General features: G+C 74.9%; 10 protein-coding genes. 3 read left to right on the forward strand and 7 right to left on the reverse strand.

The genetic code is table 11. The annotated features are described in order from the left end of the window. Nucleotides 1–441: 441 nt before the first annotated feature. On the reverse strand, nucleotides 442–1,734 hold the full coding sequence (locus tag FRAEUI1C_RS41440; RefSeq protein ID WP_013427863.1) for an XdhC family protein: 1,293 nt from the start codon (nucleotides 1,732–1,734) through the stop codon (nucleotides 442–444). Nucleotides 1,735–1,937: 203 nt separating this feature from the next. Between FRAEUI1C_RS41440 and FRAEUI1C_RS33690 the strand changes: the two genes are divergently transcribed. Then, nucleotides 1,938–2,603, forward strand: coding sequence for a nucleotidyltransferase family protein (locus FRAEUI1C_RS33690; RefSeq protein WP_013427864.1), 666 nt, complete (start codon nucleotides 1,938–1,940; stop codon nucleotides 2,601–2,603). 81 nt (nucleotides 2,604–2,684) lie between these two features. On the opposite strand, the gene FRAEUI1C_RS33695 is transcribed toward FRAEUI1C_RS33690, so the two are convergent. Both FRAEUI1C_RS33695 and FRAEUI1C_RS37875 read right to left on the reverse strand, forming a co-directional pair. Next, entirely contained in the window at nucleotides 2,685–2,933 is a 249-nt protein-coding gene (locus tag FRAEUI1C_RS33695; protein WP_013427865.1) for a DUF6158 family protein, read from the reverse strand. 97 nt (nucleotides 2,934–3,030) lie between these two features. Continuing rightward, nucleotides 3,031–3,288, reverse strand: coding sequence for a hypothetical protein (locus tag FRAEUI1C_RS37875; RefSeq protein ID WP_013427866.1), 258 nt, complete (start codon nucleotides 3,286–3,288; stop codon nucleotides 3,031–3,033). Between the two features lie 488 nt (nucleotides 3,289–3,776). Here FRAEUI1C_RS37875 and FRAEUI1C_RS33700 point away from each other — a divergent pair, with 488 nt between their 5' ends. Beyond that, nucleotides 3,777–6,140, forward strand: coding sequence for an Hsp70 family protein (locus FRAEUI1C_RS33700; RefSeq protein WP_013427867.1), 2,364 nt, complete (start codon nucleotides 3,777–3,779; stop codon nucleotides 6,138–6,140). A 218-nt stretch (nucleotides 6,141–6,358) separates the two neighbouring features. Continuing rightward, nucleotides 6,359–9,739, forward strand: coding sequence for a pyruvate carboxylase (locus tag FRAEUI1C_RS33705; RefSeq protein ID WP_013427868.1), 3,381 nt, complete (start codon nucleotides 6,359–6,361; stop codon nucleotides 9,737–9,739). Between the two features lie 122 nt (nucleotides 9,740–9,861). Here the strand turns inward: FRAEUI1C_RS33705 and FRAEUI1C_RS33710 are convergent, their stop codons facing one another. The 4 genes from FRAEUI1C_RS33710 to FRAEUI1C_RS33725 all read right to left on the reverse strand — a co-directional run bounded on the left by FRAEUI1C_RS33710 (nucleotide 9,862) and on the right by FRAEUI1C_RS33725 (nucleotide 16,827). Beyond that, the gene (locus tag FRAEUI1C_RS33710) at nucleotides 9,862–10,293 is read right to left on the reverse strand and encodes a hypothetical protein (RefSeq protein WP_157735150.1); all 432 of its coding nucleotides are present in this window, start codon (nucleotides 10,291–10,293) and stop codon (nucleotides 9,862–9,864) included. Nucleotides 10,294–10,475: 182 nt separating this feature from the next. After that, nucleotides 10,476–12,902: a PKD domain-containing protein gene (locus FRAEUI1C_RS33715; RefSeq protein ID WP_013427870.1), complete on the reverse strand. Its 2,427-nt coding sequence runs from the start codon at nucleotides 12,900–12,902 to the stop codon at nucleotides 10,476–10,478. A 38-nt stretch (nucleotides 12,903–12,940) separates the two neighbouring features. After that, nucleotides 12,941–15,685: a transglutaminase domain-containing protein gene (locus FRAEUI1C_RS33720; RefSeq protein ID WP_013427871.1), complete on the reverse strand. Its 2,745-nt coding sequence runs from the start codon at nucleotides 15,683–15,685 to the stop codon at nucleotides 12,941–12,943. Continuing rightward, nucleotides 15,682–16,827, reverse strand: a complete 1,146-nt coding sequence (locus FRAEUI1C_RS33725) for a DUF58 domain-containing protein (protein WP_013427872.1) — start codon at nucleotides 16,825–16,827, stop codon at nucleotides 15,682–15,684. Before FRAEUI1C_RS33725 ends, FRAEUI1C_RS33720 begins: the two co-directional genes overlap by 4 nt. Nucleotides 16,828–16,888: the final 61 nt, after the last annotated feature.

Genomic DNA, 16,888 nt, shown 5'->3' on the forward strand with positions numbered 1-16,888 from the left:
GCCGGTGCCGACGATGCCGCCGAGGGGAGAGCGGCGGACGTCGGCACCGGCGTCCCGGGGACGACCGACAGGGACCAGGCCGGCACTGGGATGGGAACGACGCCCGGGGTGCCTGACATGCGTGGCGCCACCCCCGGCCGCCGTTCCCATCCCATGCTCGACAGCTTGGCCGCGCCGGTTAGGACGAGCCTTGCCGCAGGCTTGGAATCTCCTGAACTCCAGCTATCACAGAGCGTCCATCAATGGCATAGCCGGGCTTTTCCGACTGCGACACCGGTGTAAAAGAAATTCATCGGACAACACCGGCGACCACCCGGCAGAGCCGAACAGCCCGAGCGGATCTGGGCCGGACGCCCGGACCGGCCGAAGCCGCTCCAGCCCTGGTGACGCCGCCTGCCCGCACGCCTCGGCCGAAATCAGCCGGGCACGTCCGAGCGGACGTCAGAATAGGGCCCCGGTCGGCACGCCGGATGGCTCGTGAATGCGACCGGCTGTGGCCGTCAGTGGCGCCCCGGTGCCACCCCACCTCGCCTGGACGATCTCGGCGGCGATCGCGACCGCCGTCTCCTCCGGGGTGCGGCCGCCGAGGTCGAGCCCGATCGGCGAACGCAGCCGGGCCAGCTCGGCCTCGGTGAGGCCATCCGCGCGCAGTCGCTCCAGCCGGTCGGCGTGGGTGCGCCGCGAGCCCATCGCGCCGACGTAGGCAGCGGGCGACCGCAGCGCCACCCGCAGCAGCGGAAGGTCGAACTTCGGGTCGTGGGTCAGTACGCAGATCACCGTGCGCGCATCGATCGCGACCCGCTCCAGGTAGCGGGACGGCCATTCGCAGACCACCTCATCGGCGTCCGGGAACCGCCTGGCGGTCGCGAAGACCGGCCTCGCGTCGCAGACCGTCACCCGGTAGCCCAGGAACCGGCCGATCGAGACGACGGCCGCCGCGTAGTCGATGGCGCCGAAAACGAGCATCCGAGGTGGCGGAGCGAAGGCCTGCACGAAGACCGTCACGGCGTCGGCGGGCAGCCCGGCCGCGTCCGCCAGGCTGTCGGCCGCCCGGCCCGACCACGCCTGAGCCGGCTGGGGATCCGGGGCGCGGCTGCCGGAGGGGCCATCCCCGGGTGCGTCTCGGTTGGCCGCGTCGACCGGGGAGCGCTCGCCACAGGGGCCGTAGTGGCGGACGCCCGTGCGGCCGGCCGCGAGCATGCCCCTGGCGTCGTCGATGACGGCATGGTCGAGGCCGGGCGACCCCAGCGTGCCGACCACCCGGTCGGCCCAGACGGCGAGCTGTCGGCCGAGACCGCCGGGCCCGCCGGCCGGGCCGCCCTCGCCTCGGCCGGGACCGGCATCCGGGGCAGGGCCGGCCAGGATCGTGACGAGGGCGACCGGGACGTCGGCCGCGAGGGAATCCAACGTCTCGAACATCGGCTCACTGGTCGGCGCGACGAGGATGTCGATGATCCCGCCGCAGGTCAGGCCGACGGCGAACGCGTCATCGTCCGAGATCCCATAGGTCGTCAGGACCGGCGCACCGGTCGCGAGCACCTCGGTCGCGACGTCGTAGACGGCACCCTCGACGCATCCACCGGACACGCTGCCCAGCGCTTCGCCGGTCGCGTCGACGGCCATCACCGCGCCCGGCTGCCGCGGCGCGCTCCCGCGCACCCCGACCACGGTCGCGACGGCGAACGGGGTCCCGGAGCGCCGCCATCCGCGCAGTTGCTCGGTCAGCTCACGCATCGCGCGCCACCCCCTGTCGTTCGCCCACCCGACCCCGCAAGCCGGGCGCCCGGCCCAGATCACTTGGCCCGTATGTCCAGATTCGCGCGCCGAGCCGCCAGGTGCACTGACTTGGCGATCGCCGCCACGGGAGCTGGGCTCAGGCCGGCGCCCCGGACGACCGCGGCGGCGCGGTGAAACCCGTTCCAGGATAGAAACGATGCGTGGAGGTCGCTGGGCTGCTGCTGGCGGCGGGCGCCGGGCGACGCCTCGGCAGGCCCAAGGCGCTGGTCGGCTGGGACGGCGCTCCGCTCGTCGTGCGCGGGCTGCGGCTGCTCGACGCGGCCGGGTGCTCCCCGCTGCTGGTCACCGTCGGCGCCGCCGCCGACCAGGTCGTCGACGTCGTCCGCTCGGCCGAACCCATGGGTGGCGTCGAGATCGTCCGGGTGGACGACTGGCCCGAGGGGATGGGCGCCTCGCTGCGCGCGGGCCTCGCGGCCCTCGCGGCAACCACCGCCGAGGCGGTCGTGATCGCCCTCGTCGACCAGCCGTTCGTCGAGCCGGACCTGGTCAGACGGTTGATCGCCACCGCCGCGGGCAGCCCTGAGCCGGTGCCGGGCACGGCGACGGCACCGGCGGCCGTCGTCGCCGGCTTCGGCGGCCGGCCACGCAACCCGGTGCTGCTACACAGAGCCATCTGGCCGGACGTCGCCCGGCTGGCCCAGGGCGACGTCGGCGCCCGGGCGTGGCTGCGCTCTCACCCCGACGACGTCATCGTCGTACCGTGCGACGACCTGGGCACGCCCGAGGACATCGACACCCAGGCCGACCTCGCCCGCCTCGCCAGACCGCCGGAGACGGGCTCTCAGCGTTCGGTGGCCCCTGAGTAACGCGCGTCGCCGCCGGACCCGGCGCGGGCCGCTGCCAGGACGGCGCAAGGCCTGGCAGGCGCGCCGCTGGGCCGCCTTGGGTCAGCCAGTGAGGCCGGCGGCTCGTCGCCGGCCCGCGCGGGTGCGCTGGGGGTCGGGGCTCACGGCGTCCGGGAACCGACGCAGGTATTCGCGTTCCAGCTCCAGCATTCGGCGGGTGTGCGTCTCGAAGGCGTCTTCGCTGCCCTCAAGGAAGGTCGCGTGCCGGGTCCGGTGCAGTTGACGCACCTCTCGAACGAGAGCGGCGTCGGACAGGTCACGGCCGGGGATGCCGTCGGGACGGTGGCTCATGACGACGCTCTACCCAGCCCCCTCAGCCACGAACCGGACCTGGTGCTCACGCACAGGACAATTTTCTACACTCTAAGTGACGAGGCACGGGCGGTCGTCAGAGCGGCTCCGGGGCGGGGATCGGTGGCATCGGAATGTCGGGGCCGGGCACGGGAGCGGGGTACGGGTCGGGCACCGGGCTCGGCGGGACCGGGTCCGGTACCGGGGCTGGGGGGGTGGGATCAGGGTCCGGCGCCGGCGGCACCGGGTCCGGCGGTCGCAGCGGGTCTCCCGGGCGCGGGCCGGGGCCGGGCGGCGGCAACACAGCGCGGTTCCCCGGGTACGCCTGGCGCTGGGCGAGCATGGTGGAGCTCATAGCGGCCTCCTTCATCGCACCTTCCCAGCGTGCACCGCTCCCGCCGGTCCCCAAACCTCCGCGACGGAAACGAGCGAATTCCCGGAAACCGGCGAACCGCCCGAAACCCGGAGCGATCGCCGCGCCACCGGCGGCCCGACCTCCGGGCCGCCACGACGGCACCACGCGACGTTGGCGGACGACCGGCACCCGTGGCGGCCACGTAGGGCCTCCGTACCCGCGCGAAGAGGGCAACGATGTGCTCGGCTAGGATCGGTCGGACAAGTCGACCTCCAGGCGACGATGCCGGCCGACGACAGGCAATCCAGTACAGCCAACCCAGTGCGGATGTTGGGCCGAGCTTGGGCCAACCGGCAGGGTTGGAGGGCAGACAGCAGCCCGACGCGGCTGACCGGCCGATAGCGGACGGCGGTCACGACGGACTGACAGAGGTTCGTTCACCGGCGGCTCGTACGCGAGGCCCGGCGACACAGACGACGGAGGGCGCGGTGGCTGAGCCGATCCTCGCGATCGACTACGGCACCTTCCGGGCGTCCGCGGCGTACGTGGCCGACGGCCAGGTGGAGCTCGTCCGCGAGACCGCCAGTGGCGCGGTGTCCTGGCCGTCGTCGGTGTTCGCGGACGGGGACACGCTGATCGTCGGAACGCTCGCGGAACGCCGCAAGCGGATCTGGCCGGCCGCCTACCGCGGCGAGGTCAAGCGCGACCTGCGCCGCGAGTCGCCGGTCACGCTCGACGGGCGGACCTATCCGCCGGCCCGGCTGGTCACGGCCACGATGGCCGCCCTCAAGGCCGAGGCCGAGGCGCAGTTCGGCGACTCCCTGCCGCGCGCCGTCGTCACCATCCCCGCGGTCTACGACCCGTCCGGCCCACTGCGCCGGCTCATGCTCACCGCGGCCGAGGCGGCCGGGTTCGTCGACGTCGACCTGCTCGCCGAGCCGGTCGCGGCGGCCTGGGCGCCGCTGGGCGCGCACCGCCCCCGCCCCGGTGACCTCGTACTCGTCTACGACCTCGGCGGCGGCACCTTCGACGCGGCCCTGATCGCCGTCGGCTCCGGGGGCCGGCACGAGGTGATCGGCCACTCGTCACTGCACGACTGCGGCGGCCGCGACCTCGACCAACTGCTGTTCGACGAGATCCTCAGCCAGCACGGCCGCAGCCTGGAGCCGCTGCTCAACCCGACCGGCAGCGGCGAGGTCTTCCAGACCGCGGCCCGCCGGACCCGGCTCGAGCTGGCCGACTTCGCCCGGACGCTCAAGCACCAGCTCACCGACGTCCCACTGGTCGAGGACGTGTTCGGCCCGGCCGGGCTGCTCGTCGGCATCGACCGGGAGCGGTTCGTCCAGCTCGCCTCGCCGACGCTGGCCCGCACGATGGCCTGCTGCCAGCACCTGCTCGACGCCGCCGACATCCCGGCGGACAAGCTCGGCGGGGTGCTGCTCGTCGGCGGCGGCTCGCGGATGCCGGTAGTCCAGGACATCCTCACCGGCAAGCTGGGCGTGGCGACCGACTGGCCCGGCCAGCAGCTGTTCGTTCCGCCGGAGCCGGAGCTCGCCGTCGTCCGCGGCGCCGCCGCCTGGGCCGCCTCGGTCTCCACCCGGCGCACCGTCGCCGCCCGGCCGAGCCCGGTCGTGCAGCCGGCGCGCTGGGAGATCCCCGGCGGCACGGCGACCATGGTCCGGTGGCTCACCGAACCAGGCGCCAGGTTCGAGGCCGGCTCGGTGCTCGCCCGGGTCCGGCTGTCCGACGGCTCGCTGTTCGACCTGGCCGCCGAGGCCTCCGGCAGCCTGCTGCACACGCACGCCAAGCCGGGCACGTCGATCACGGAGCACGACTGGATCGCCACCACGCTGCCGGCGTCGCCGGCGCCGCTCGGCCAGCGGGCCGGCAACGGCTCGGCCGGGGGCAACGCGGACCTGCGTGGCGGCAGTATGGAGCGGTCGGCCCGGCCGGCCCACCACGTCGACGTCTCACTGCGCGCGACGCTGACCGGCCACGACCGCGACGTGACCAGCTGTGCCTTCTCCCCCGACGGCCGGCTGCTGGCCACCACGAGCAAGGACGGCATCCAGCTCTGGGACGTCGCCACGGGCAGGGTCGAGGGCGAGCTGTCCGGCCCCGGACGCAAGGGCTCGGTGCCGAACAGCTGCGCCTTCTCGCCGGACGGCAAGCTGCTCGCCATCACCGGCAGCGACAAGTCGACCCGGCTGTTCGACATGGCGACCCGGGCGGAGACGACGGTCTTCTCCGGGCACAAGGGCCCCGTCTACGGCGTCGCGTTCTCGCCAGACGGGACGCTGATCGCGACCACCAGCACTGACCGGACGGTCAAGCTGTGGGGCGTCTCGACGGGCAAGCAGATCGCCACCCTCTCCGGTGAGCACCGGGGCTCGGTCTACGGCTGTGCCTTCTCCCCGGACGGGCGGCTGCTGGTCTCGGCCGGCGCCGACTCGATCCTGCTGTGGGACGTGGCGATCGGCGAAAGCATCATGAAGGTCCCCGGGCACACGAACTTCGCCAACGGCTGTGCGTTCTCGCCCGACGGGCTGGTCCTGGCGACGACCGCCAACGACGGCACCCGGGTCACCGACGTCCCGACCGGCACGACCACGATGACCCTCGGCGGGTCGGCGCAGAGCTGCGCGTTCTCTCCCGACGGCCAGCTGCTGGCGACGGCGAGCACCGACGACGTGGCCCGGCTCTGGGACGTCTCCACCGGCGTCGAGGTCGCCACCCTCTCCGGCCACAGCAGCACCGTCATGAGCTGCGCGTTCGCGCCCTACGGCCTGCTGCTGGCCACCACCAGTACCGACACGACCGCCCGCCTGTGGGAGATCATCTACACCCGTTGACCCTAGCGGTTGACCGGTACGGGCGGATGTCTGATCGTTGACGGGGCGATGCCCCTGTTCTGGCGAGTGGATGGCCGGGGCGTGGCCGTTTGGCGGTCCCCGGGGCGTAGGCCGGGTGGTGAGCCGTCGCACGTTGGCCTGGTCTCTCCTGTTGCCGGCGGTCAGAATGGGCGGGCCCGGCCTGCTCGACCGTTCCAGCCACCTGGTGAGGAGCACGCGTGCACAAGGTCCTGGTCGCCAACCGGAGTGAGATCGCGGTCCGGGTGTTCCGTGCCGCCCACGAGCTCGGGCTGCGCACCGTCGCGGTCTACACCCCCGAGGACGTCTCCTCGCTGCACCGGACCAAGGGCAGCGAGGCCTACGAGCTCGGCGGCCCGGGGCATCCGGTGCGCGGCTACCTGGACATCGACGAGCTGCTGCGGGTCGCGAAGCACGCCGAGGTGGACGCGCTGCACCCCGGGTACGGCTTCCTGTCCGAGTCCGCGGCGCTGGCCGAGGCGTGCGGCGCCGCCGGGATCACCTTCGTCGGCCCACCGCCCGCGGTGCTGCGGCTGACCGGCGACAAGGTCGCCGCCCGCGACGCGGCGATCGCGGCCGGTCTGCCGGTGCTGCGGGCGTCGGCGCCGCTGCCGAACGGCGACGGCGCGGTCGCGGCGGCCGAGGAGGTCGGTTTCCCGCTGTTCGTGAAGGCGTCGGCCGGCGGTGGCGGGCGCGGGCTGCGCCGAGTGGCGCGTGCCGCGGACCTGCCGGACGCGGTCGGGTCGGCGGTCCGCGAGGCGGCGGCCGCGTTCGGCGACGGGACGGTGTTCCTGGAGCAGGCGGTCGACCGGCCGCGCCACATCGAGGTCCAGGTGCTCGGCGACAGCACGGGCGCGGTGGTCCACCTGTTCGAGCGGGACTGCTCGGTGCAGCGGCGCCACCAGAAGGTCGTCGAGATCGCGCCGGCACCGGCGTTGGACCCGGAGGTCCGGGACGGGCTGTGCGACGCGGCGGTCCGGTTCGCGAAGCACGTCGGCTACGTCAACGCGGGCACGGTGGAGTTCCTGGTCGGCGCGGACGGCCGGTACACGTTCATGGAGATGAACCCGCGTATCCAGGTGGAGCACACGGTGACCGAGGAGGTCACCGGCGTCGACCTCGTCGGCGCCCAGCTGCGGATCGCGGCCGGCGAGACCCTCGCCGACCTCAATCTGAGCCAGGACACGATCAGCCTGCGCGGGATGGCGATCCAGTGCCGGGTGACCACCGAGGACCCGGCCCAGGACTTCCGCCCCGACACGGGGACGATCTCGTACTACCAGTCGCCCGGCGGTCCTGGGGTCCGCCTCGACGGCGCGACCTACGCCGGCGCCGAGATCAGCCCGTACTTCGACTCGCTGCTGGTCAAGCTCACCTGCCGGGGCGTGTCGCTGGAGAAGGCCTCCCGGCGGGCCCGGCGGGCGCTGCGGGAGTTCCGGATCCGCGGCGTGCGGACCAACATCGAGTTCCTGGCCCGGCTGCTGGCCGACGAGTCGTTCCTCGCCGGGGGCGTGACCACGTCGTTCATCGACGAGCGGCCGTGGCTGCTGGCCGGCGACGGCGGCGCCGACAAGACCAGCCGGATGCTGGCCCGCCTGGCGCACGCGACCGTCAACGGCTACAAGCGGCCGGCGACAGCGGCGTTCACCGACCCGCGCAAGCTGCTGCCCGCGCTCCCGACGGCGGACGCGCCGGCCGCCGGCTCACGTCAGCTGCTCGTCGAGGTCGGCCCGACGGAGTGGGCCCGGCGACTGCGCGCCCAGGAGCGGCTCGCCGTCACCGACACCACGCTGCGCGACGCGCACCAGTCGCTGCTGGCGACCCGGCTGCGCAGCTTCGACATCCTCGCCGCGGCACCCTCGTTCGCCCGGCTGACGCCGAACCTGCTCAGCCTGGAGTGCTGGGGCGGGGCCACCTACGACGTGGCGCTGCGGTTCCTGTCCGAGGACCCGTGGGAGCGGCTCGCCGCGCTGCGGGAGGCCGCGCCGAACATCTGCCTGCAGATGCTGCTGCGGGGCAAGAACGCCGTCGGCTACACGCCGTACCCGGACGAGGTCGTGCGGGCCTTCGTCTCCGAGGCGGCCGCGACCGGCATCGACCTGTTCCGGATCTTCGACGCGCTCAACGACATGGAGCAGATGCGCCCGGCGATCGAGGCCGTCGTCAACACGACGGGCGCGCTCGCCGAGGGAACCCTCTGCTACACCGGCGACCTCACCGACCCCGCCGAGCAGATCTACACCCTGGACTACTACCTGCGGCTGGCCGACCAGCTCGTCGAGGCCGGCTCCCACCTGCTCGCGATCAAGGACATGGCCGGGCTGCTGCGCCCCGCGGCCGCGACGAAGCTGGTGACGGCGCTGCGCGAACGGTTCGACGTCCCCGTCCACCTGCACACCCACGACACCGCCGGCGGCCAGCTCGCGACCCTGCTCGCGGCGGTGAACGCCGGCGTCGACGCGGTCGACACGGCGGCGGCGGCCATGTCGGGCGGGACCAGCCAGCCGAACATGTCCGCGCTCGTCGCGGCCACCGACCACACCGACCGCGCCACCGGCATCTCGCTGGCCGCGCTGTCGTCGCTGGAGGCGTACTGGGAGGCCGTCCGCGACCTCTACGCCCCGTTCGAGGCCGGGCTACGGGCGCCGACGGGCGCCGTCTACCGGCACGAGATCCCCGGCGGCCAGCTGACCAACCTGCGCCAGCAGGCGATCTCGCTCGGCCTCGGCGACCGCTGGGCGGACGTCACCGAGTGCTACGCGATCGCCAACGAGCTGCTCGGCAAGCCCATCAAGGTCACCCCGACCAGCAAGGTCGTCGGCGACCTGGCCCTCTTCATCGCGTCGGGCAACATCGACCCGGCGGTGCTGCGGGCCGAGCCGGAGAAGTTCGACCTGCCGGCGAGCGTCCTCGGCTACCTGGCCGGCGAGCTCGGCACCCCGCCGGCCGGGTTCGCCGAACCGTTCCGCGAGCGCGCGCTGGCCGGCCGGCGCCCGGCCCCGCCGAAGGCCGAGCTGGAGGCCGACGACCGAGCGGCGCTGGCCGGCGACGGCCGCCGGGCCGCCCTGTCCCGGCTGCTGTTCCCCGGGCCCTGGCGCGACTACGAGAAGGCCGTCGAGCTGTACGGCGACAGCTCGGTCATCCCGACGGAGGCGTTCCTCTACGGCCTGCGCCCCGGCGAGCAGGTCAGCGTCTTCCTGGAGCCCGGCGTCGAGATCATCGTCGAGCTGGAGACGATCGGCGACGCCGACCGCTCCGGGGTCCGCACCCTGTACCTGCGGGTGAACGGCCAGCCCCGGCCGATCCGCGTCCGGGACGAGTCGATCACCTCGGTCTCGGCGGCGGCGCGGCGGGCCGACCCGAACGACCCCACCCAGATCGGCGCCTCGCTGCCGGGCATCGTCACCTTCTCCATCAAGGTCGGCGACACCATCGACAAGGGCACCAAGCTCGCCGTCGTCGAGGCCATGAAGATGGAGGCTGCCGTCACCAGCCCGGTCGCCGGCACCGTCGCCGAACTCGCCCACGAGTCCGGCGACTCGGTCGAGGTAGGCGACCTCCTAGCCATCATCAAGCCCTGACCGGCACGCCGTACCGCTCCCGCTGCCGCCAGCGTCGACCCTGGCCCGCATGATCGTCGTTTCGGCCCTCAGGTGGTCGTAGTCCGAGCTCGATCGCAACCACCAGAGGGCCAAAACAGCGATCACGCACGAGGGAGGGCGGGGGGCGGGCAGGGCTTCGCGGTGCTTAGGGGGATCGTGACGGTCTTTGGTTCCTTGGTGTCGGCGTTGATGGTCAGGCAGCGGCGGCCCCGGGGGGACGTCGCGATCTTGAAGCCATAGCTGACGCCCGGGTTCCAGTACTCGTTCTGGGTGACCGACTCGCCTGGCGCCAGCGGGATCCAGGCGCTGCGGGTGTTGATCTGGGTGCAGGGAGCGTCCAGGCACAGGTAGACGATGACCCGGGTCTTCGCGTCGTTGACGAGGGCGTACGTGTTGAAGTTGCCGTCGTCGCTCGGGTCGGTCGCGTGCGCACCCGAGGTCGAGCCGCCCGTCAGCCCGAGCCCCAGCGCCATCACCCCGGCGAGCACGACCGCGCCGAGCACCAGCAGCAGCCGATTTCCCTTCCGACCCATGACCGCCATCATGCTCCGCCGACCGCCGTGGCCGCCGCGAGCGTGATGCTCCCGACCCGCCGGCCCGGATTGGCCCGCCGAAGCCGTCGCACCCGAGACGCCGTCGCACCCGAGGGCCTGGGAACAGCCCGGCTCGCCGGATCGGAGCCCGACGACGCCTCAGCGGCGGGTCGGGCACCGGGTCAGCAGCCGGGGACGGCCGCGTCGACGAAGACGGCGTTGTCGGGGCCCGAGGTCGCGCCGTTGTTGTAGAAGTTGTCGGCCGGGGCGTAGTAGTTGCCGTTCCAGGGCGAGGACGCGATCTTGTACCACCAGGTGTCCCCGCTCTCCACCTTGAAGCCCTGCACCCGGCACGAGACCTCGACGGCCTGGTGGACGGCGATCCGGGGGCCGTCCCCGCTCGCGTTGGAGTAGTTCGTGAAGGTTCCGCTCCCGGTGTTGGTGGCGACCTCGGTGTGGGTCGAAGGCGGTGGGGGCGGCGACGTGGCCGGCGGGGTCGTGGCTGGTGGGGTCGTCGCGGGCGGGGTCGTGGCCGGGGGTGTCGTCGGCGGCGCGGTCGTCGCGGGGGGCGTGGTGGCCGGCGGGGTCGTGGCCGGCGGTGGGGTCGTCGGAGCCGGGGAGGGCGTCTCGCGCTCGGTCCCGCTGTAGATCGTCACCCCGTCGCCCGGTCCGTCGTCGTGGATCTGGACCGAGTTCGTCGGGTCCGGGGTGTGGCCGATCTCGAACAGGCAGCTCGAACCGGGCGCCAGGGTGCGGCCGGTGCACTGGTCGGTCGCGAGGTTCACGTTGCCGGTCACCGTGATGCCGCTGATCTTCAGCGCGGCCGTGCCGGTGCTGGAGACCTGGTAGACGGTGCAGTGCGCGCTGGTGCAGCCGAGCCCGTTGACGATCGCGACCGACCGGTTGGGCTGGCCGACCGGCTCCGTCGCCGGCGCGGTGGTCGGCGGGGGTGTGGACGGGGCGCTGGTCGGGGGCTGCTGGGTCGCCGTGCTGGGGGGCGACGGCGGTGGGGTGGGCGCGGACTGGGCCGGCCGGACGGTGACGTTGGTCCGGGTCTGGGCGTAGCCGCCGCCGGCGAGCACAGCGGTCACGCCGACGGTGTAGCTGCCGGGCGCGGCCCAGACGTGGCCGACGTCGACGCCGCCGCCGGTCGCGCCGTCGCCGAAGTCCCACTGGGCGCCGGTCACCTTGACGTTCGAGCCCGGTGCCGGCTCCACCCGTAGCCGCAGCGCGCTGCCGACGTACGCCACGTTGCTGGAGACCGCGATCTGGACGGTCGAGAGCTGCTCGGCCGTCGCGGACGGCTGCGGGCGCGGCGAGGGCGTCCGGCCCGGCGCCGACGACCGTGCCGTCGCGGGCGGGCTCACCGGCTGGTTCGCGGGCGGGTTTCCCGGCGGGTTCGCGGGCGGTGACCCCGGTCCGACCTGGCCGGAGGAGACCTGGCCACCAGGCTGGGTTCGGCTGTCCTTGTGCACCGTCCGGGTCACCCCGTCGGGGCCGATGACGCCGGCGATGTCGCTGCCCGGGTCGTTGTAGAACATCAGCGAGCCGGCCGCGACGAGCTCCAGCAGGCCGCTCGGGTTGTCGAGCACCTTGGCCTGGCTGACGACCCGCCGGCCGGCGACGTCGACGACGATCACCTCGCCGGTCGACCGGTCGGGGATGAAGACCCGGCCGCCGGCCGCCCGCGGCGGGCCGAGGTCGTCTCCGGGCCTCGTCACCGCGACCGCGTCCGTGCACGTCCCGGCGTTGAGATCGCTGATCAGCAGCAGGCCGGTGCGGGCGTCGACGACGTACACCTGCCGGCTGTCCGGCGCGCCGACGACGTGGACGGCGCTGACGTCGGCCTGGCGCTGGACGCACTGGCCCCGACCGCCGAGGCCGTCGGGGCCGATCGGCCGGATCTCGCCGGCGGCCAGGTCGACGGCGACGGGCTGCCCGCCGGCGTCGACGAGCCGGGTCCGTCCCGGGTCGGCGAACGCGCGCGGCCAGGTCCTGGCTCCGTCGGCGTCGATCCGGACGAGCCCGCCGGTGCCGTCGACGGCCCACATCCGGGCGAGCCCGTCGGCGGCCGCGCCCTCGTCGACGACGGCGCCCGCGTCGGGCATCGTCGCGGGGGCCGCGAGCGGGACCGCGCGGTCGGGGCGCAGGGTGCTCGGGTCCGCGCCGCTGTCGAGCCCGGTCGCCCGGTTCAGGACGAAGACCCGGCTCGGCGTCGGATAGATCTCCAGTCGTTCGTCGCCCCCCGCTGCCCGGCCGGCGGGGACGAAGGGCACCCGCGGGCCGGTCTCGAACGTGGCGCCGTCGACCCGTTGCACGAGCCCGCCGGCCAGGGTGGCGTAGGCGTCGGCGCCCGACTGGACGACGGCCGTGAGCCCCGTGAGGTCGACCCGGTGGATCACGGCGACGGAGGCGCCGTCGACCAGGTCGGCCTGCTGGTGGCGCAGGTCCAGCAGCCAGGCCGAGCCGTCCTGGAGGTCCTCGGCGCGGCCGGACAGCGTCGCGTCCGACCGCCAGACGGCGACCGTGACGGCGGTCCCGGCGAGCAGCAGGGCCAGCAGCGCGCCGGACAGCAGCCGGCGCCGGGCCGTCGTCGGGTGGGCGGCCATCGCGCTCCTCGGTCCCCGCGAGCGTCGGTCGGTCGACATCATCGGCCGCCCGACGGCGTGGTGGTCAGGCCCGCGTCCGGGTCCGGCATGCGGGTGGTGCCCGGCCAGGGCGGCTGGCCGGTTCGCGGCCTCGGTGGCTGGCCCGTGGCGGGCCGGGCGGTCAGGCCCGCGTCCGGCCTGGTCGGCGCCGGGGCGGGCGCACGGTCCCGCCCGCGCGGTGGGGGCAGCAGCGGGCGCGGGTCGAGCCGGGCCCGGGCCGACCGCGCCCAGCCGTTGCGGCGGCGCAGCTCACGGCTGATCTCGTCGGCCAGCAGCCAGGCCTGAGCCGCGTCGGCGGCGACCTCGCCGGCCGGACCGCCGTAGCGGGCGCGGTCGGCGAGCACGGCGAGCCGGCGCAGCGGCCCGCTCGGGGCCGCGGTCGAGGCGGTGGCCGGAAGTTCCAGCGCGAGCCAGACGATCTCCCGGTGGGTCAGCGCGGCCGAGCGCGGCACGCCGAGCTCGGCGAGCCGGTCGCGTGCCTCCCGCCAGGCCCCGCGGACCCGGGCCGCCGGCGCGCCACGGCGGCGGGTGAGCCGCCGCCGCGCCTTCTCCGCGACGATCGCCAGCAGCGCGAGCAGGAGCAGCACGACCGGCGCCAGCGCCAGGGCGAGCACCGGGACCAGCACGGAATGGTGGCCGCCGCCGGTGCTCAGGTGGCCCGTGTCGTCGAGGCCCGGGTCGACCCGGGGCAGCTCGGGCAGCTTCGTATCGGGCAGCGGGCCGGTGCTCCCGCCGCCGACCGGGGTGGTCTCCGGCTCGGGCGCGAGGCGGCGCAGGTCGTGGACGTCGGTGGGCTCGAACGCCACCCAGCCGAGGCCGGCGAGCAGCACCTCGGGCCAGGCATGCGCCTGCCAGCTGGTCACCGTGAACGTGCCGTCCGCCGCCTCGGTCCGGGCGTCGAGCAGGTAGCCGACGGCCACCCGGGTCGGGAAGCCCAGCTCGCGGGCGAGCACCGCGAACGCGGCGGCGTGCTGCTCGGCGTAGCCGTGGCCGTCGCCGGGCTGCTGACGGCTCAGGAATAGGTCGAGGACGCCGTAGGAGTGGCCGGGGCTCGCCGACAGGTCGTAGGGGTAGTCGTCACGCAGGGCCGTCGCGAGGGCGGTGAGCCGGGCGTAGGGCGTCCCGGCGGTGCCAGCGAGCCTCCTGGCCTCGGCGTCGAGCCAGGACGGCTTGCCCGGCAACTGGCGGTACCGGTCGGCGAGCGGCCCGGTCCCGGGCGCGGCGGTCCGCAGCTGGGCGGCCGTCGGCGCTGGCACCTGGGTGGTCAGCTGGACCCGGTCGCCGGTGGCAGAGCCGCTGAGGCCGGCCAGGGCGCCGGAGCCCGGCTGGTACACGAGGCCGCCCGCGCCGCCGGCGAGGGCGGCCCGGTAGCCGACGGAGGTCGGCTGGCCGAAGGTCGGCAGCAGTCCTCCGTCGAGCGCGGTGACGGTGATGTCGGCGCGGACGCTCGCCCGCGGGACCGCGTCCGCCAACGGCTCGTCGGCGGCCGGGAGCGCGCGGTCGACGCGGACGTACCGGTCGTCGTCGCGCCAGGTCGCGCCGTCGAAGTCGCCGAGCGCCGCGATCCGGACCCGGTCGACGGGGGCGGCCGGCTTGCCGGTCGCCGGGTCCGCGCGCGGGGTGGCCCCGGCGTTCGTCATGCGGACGGTGAACAGATCGCGCGGCTCGGTCTCGGTCAGCTGCGCGCGGACGCGGACCAGCGGGTTGAGGCTCGTCGCGGACTGGGGCGCCGGATACCAGTGGTCTCGCGGGTCGAACCGGGAGGCCACCGGGACGAAACGACCGATCACCGTCGCGAGCAGCGCGACGGCCACGACGATGACGAGCCCGACCGAGACCGGCCCGGTGCGGACGCGGCGCGGCCGGCCCGCGCCGGCGGGCGGGCGCTGGGCCGTCCCGGCCGTGTCGCCGGCCGGGCTCGCGAGGCCGGCGGAGGCCTCGGCGACCGCCATCGAACGGCGAGCCGCTCGGGGCGCCGCCGCAGCCATCCCGAGCGCGACGAACGCGCCCGTGAGCAGCACCGGCGACGGCCGCCAGCCGACGGCGGGGGCATCCCGGCCGGCGGAGCCGACCAGGACCAGCACCCCGACGAGGCCCAGCAGCGGTCCGAGCAGCGGCAGGAGCGGATTGTCGCCGCGCACCACCAGGACGACGGCCAGGAACGCGGACACCCAGAGCAGGGCACCGAGCGGCACCAGCAGCAGCGCCCGAGGCTGGGCCGGGACCGCGACGGCGAGCAGCCCCGGCCAGCCGTCCCGCAGCCCGTGGACGATCGGTCCGACGTGGCCCCCGGTCGTCGCCAGGCCGTAGGCGAGGCCACCGACCAGCCCGGCGACGCCGACCAGCTCGGCATTCGCCAACCGGCGACCGGCGGTCGCGCCGACCAGCGCGGCGAGGGCTACGGCCCCGAGCAGGGGCGGCAGGTAGCCGGCCGCGTCGAACAGCCGGCCCGCGACCAGCACGGCGGGCAGGCAGGCGAGCGAGATCAGGACCGTCTGGCCGATCCGGCGGGGCCGCCGCGTCGCCCGCCGACGCGCCGCGTGGCCACCGACTCCCCGCGGGCCGAGACCACTGGGCCGGCCTGGGCCGGCATCGGGCACCAAACGCGCCGGACGGGTCGGCAGCGCGCGGCGGGGGCGCGGGGCGCGCGGCCGCCACCGTCGGGGCGCCGGCCGGTCACCCGGGGCGTCATACGGCCGGTTCAGGGCCGGCTCGGACCGGTAGCTCTGGGCGCGGCCGCTCATCGGGCCGCCCTCGCGGTCCAGGCAGCGGCGAAGTCGTCGCTGGTACGGACGTTGACCACGAGCGCGCCGTTGATCCGCGGCCCCCGGCCGCCCAGCGGGTCACCCACCATGATCAGCGTGGCCATCGTGAACCGGGCGCGCGCCGCGGTGACCGCGGCCAGCTGGCTGCCCACGGGCTGGCCGGTGACGGCGCCGAGGGCGACGCCGGTCTGGTCCGGGGCCATCCCGAGCAGCGCCGGCAGCCCGGGGTCGGTGCTGCTCGGGGTGACGCCGGCGAGCAGGTCGAGTGCCTGGTCGACCGAGTCGGTGCCCTGGCCGGCCGCGACCCGGTCCCCGCCGGTGGTCCGCAGCTGGACCGGGAAGCGGTGGGTGTGGCTCGCGACCACGAGCGAGGCGGCGACCCGCACGGCATCCTCGAACGAGTCGTCGGCGTAGGGCCCGGCGCTGGTGTCCAGCACGACGAGCATGGTCGGCTCGTTCGGCACCACGTTGTGCCGGACCATCCGCGTGCGGGTGCGCGCGGTCGACGGCCAGTGGATGAGCCTCGGGTCGTCGCCCCGGACGTACTCGCGCAGGGAGTGGAACGCGACGCCGCCGCGCGGGGCCGTGTCCGAGGTCGCGCCCTCCAGGTCCGGCGAGCCACCGGTTGGCAGCGGGGGCACCGGGTGCACCCGCGGCCGGACCCGCAACGTGGACCGTTCGGGCAGCGCCCGGCCCGTGTACACCAGCCGCAGCGGGTCGCTGTGCGCGATCACCAGCGGGCCGATCTCGTAGACGCCACGGCGTGGCGTCGGGATCGGGTAGGTCCGCTGGGTCGTCCCGCCGGCGGCGAGCGCCGGCAGCGCGACGCCGACCTCGGTGCCGGCCACCCGCTCGGCAGCCTGGATCGGCGGGCAGCGGCGCCCGGAGACGTTCGTGACGGTCAGCAGCGCGTAGGCCTCCTCACCCTCGACGACCCGCTCGGGGTGGATCTCCCGCGAGATCGCCACGTCCGGGGCGGCCAGCAGCCACGCGCCGGCGACCAGCAGGGCGAGCGCCGCGGCGGCGGCCACGACGACGAGCTCCGGGTAGCCCAGCAGGATCCCGGCGATGCCGAAGACCACCGCGATCGCCGCGACCGCCACCCCGGATCTGGTGATCACGTTTCCTCGCCGCCGACGACGGGCCGGGCACCGGACGACCTCTCGGCCGCCCGTGGCTCGG

Source organism: Pseudofrankia inefficax (genome assembly GCF_000166135.1).
In the GTDB taxonomy this organism is placed as follows: Bacteria; Actinomycetota; Actinomycetes; order Frankiales; family Frankiaceae; genus Pseudofrankia; species Pseudofrankia inefficax.

Excerpts from the sequence above, each read along its gene's own strand:
- FRAEUI1C_RS41440 (WP_013427863.1), bottom strand. The coding sequence starts at position 1,734 with ATGCGTGAGCTGACCGAGCAACTGCGCGGATGGCGGCGCTCCGGGACC.
- FRAEUI1C_RS33695 (WP_013427865.1), bottom strand. The coding sequence starts at position 2,933 with ATGAGCCACCGTCCCGACGGCATCCCCGGCCGTGACCTGTCCGACGCC.
- FRAEUI1C_RS33710 (WP_157735150.1), bottom strand. The coding sequence starts at position 10,293 with ATGGGTCGGAAGGGAAATCGGCTGCTGCTGGTGCTCGGCGCGGTCGTG.
- FRAEUI1C_RS37875 (WP_013427866.1), bottom strand. The coding sequence starts at position 3,288 with ATGAGCTCCACCATGCTCGCCCAGCGCCAGGCGTACCCGGGGAACCGC.
- FRAEUI1C_RS33720 (WP_013427871.1), bottom strand. The coding sequence starts at position 15,685 with ATGAGCGGCCGCGCCCAGAGCTACCGGTCCGAGCCGGCCCTGAACCGG.
- FRAEUI1C_RS33715 (WP_013427870.1), bottom strand. The coding sequence starts at position 12,902 with ATGGCCGCCCACCCGACGACGGCCCGGCGCCGGCTGCTGTCCGGCGCG.